Annotated in this window: 2 protein-coding genes; one reads left to right on the forward strand and one right to left on the reverse strand. The window is 36.7% G+C overall.

The features are described 5' to 3' along the window. The first annotated feature begins 1 nt into the window (after nucleotide 1). Complete coding sequence (locus tag AC0QT4_RS09215; protein ID WP_473201366.1) at nucleotides 2-499, forward strand: hypothetical protein; 498 nt, start codon at nucleotides 2-4, stop codon at nucleotides 497-499. 15 nt (nucleotides 500-514) lie between these two features. On the opposite strand, the gene AC0QT4_RS09220 is transcribed toward AC0QT4_RS09215, so the two are convergent. Beyond that, complete coding sequence (locus AC0QT4_RS09220; protein ID WP_473201367.1) at nucleotides 515-964, reverse strand: hypothetical protein; 450 nt, start codon at nucleotides 962-964, stop codon at nucleotides 515-517. Between the last annotated feature and the right edge of the window lie 125 nt (nucleotides 965-1,089).

Raw genomic sequence — 1,089 nt, forward strand, 5'->3', positions numbered from 1 at the left:
GATTATAGGGCAGTTAAGAGAGCCAAATGGACGCATCTCAAGAGCAAAAACACCACGTGAAGCTGTTGACCAATTGGCACTAACAATCCGTGCTAAGCGCTTTGGTTTAACGCTACAAGAGGCAAAAAATCCACTTGCTGGTACCTATATCGGGCGGCTTTGTTTGCAAGGCGTGCTTACTCAAGAGCAATACGACGCCGCGCAACAATATCTACAGATAAGAAACAACTATCTTTGTGCAAAAGGCTTGCCAAGCGCTGTTTATGATGATGTGTCTACGAACTCAGATCCAAACAGTTTTGAACAATGGGTTGAAAAAGCAACTCATCACTATCAAGCCGTGCAAGAGGCACTAAAAGAAGCACAATGCCTTTATAGACAGTATAATCTCTACGCAGCAATACAGTATCTTGTTATAGAAGACCAAATGCTACCACATCTTGTAAGTTCGTTGCGTGTCGCTCTTAATGCACTTCAAAAGTACTTTTCAAAACAATAGGGTTAAAAAGAGATATTACGAACCAAAGATAAAGGGTATTGCAATAACAGCCAAGGCAGTTACCATTGCAAATAAACATGCAGGAATTTTGAATCTAAAACGCCAGAGTATATTAATTGGGAGTGACATTATAGCGATTATTACCAATCCTATGACAAACCACTCTATTATCTTATTTTTATTAAAACGACGTTTTAACATCTTATTATAATCTTCTTCGGGGATAGCTGCTAGCTTATATTTCCTAGCCCATTCAGGTAGAAGTGACTTATCATAACTCGCCTCCGCTTCCGCCTCTGAGATACATTTAATAACAGAAGACGGATCTATTATATTACGCAAAACAGGAATTTCACCATCTAAGCACAAATGCTTATATTCTAAATTTTGGCTACTTACGTAACCAGTGAAAAAGATATTTATTATTCCGAATAAAGCAATTTTCTTTAAATATGATATTAACATCAGATTTTATCGTTTGTTTTTTATTGACTGTACTGTTTAATACTGATTCCCTTTGAATATATCAATATGTGTTATTTTGGTGTTGACAATGTGTTGCAAATCGTATTTAATGACAATCACGGCAC

This window comes from Bartonella sp. EBT8, from assembly GCF_055796165.1.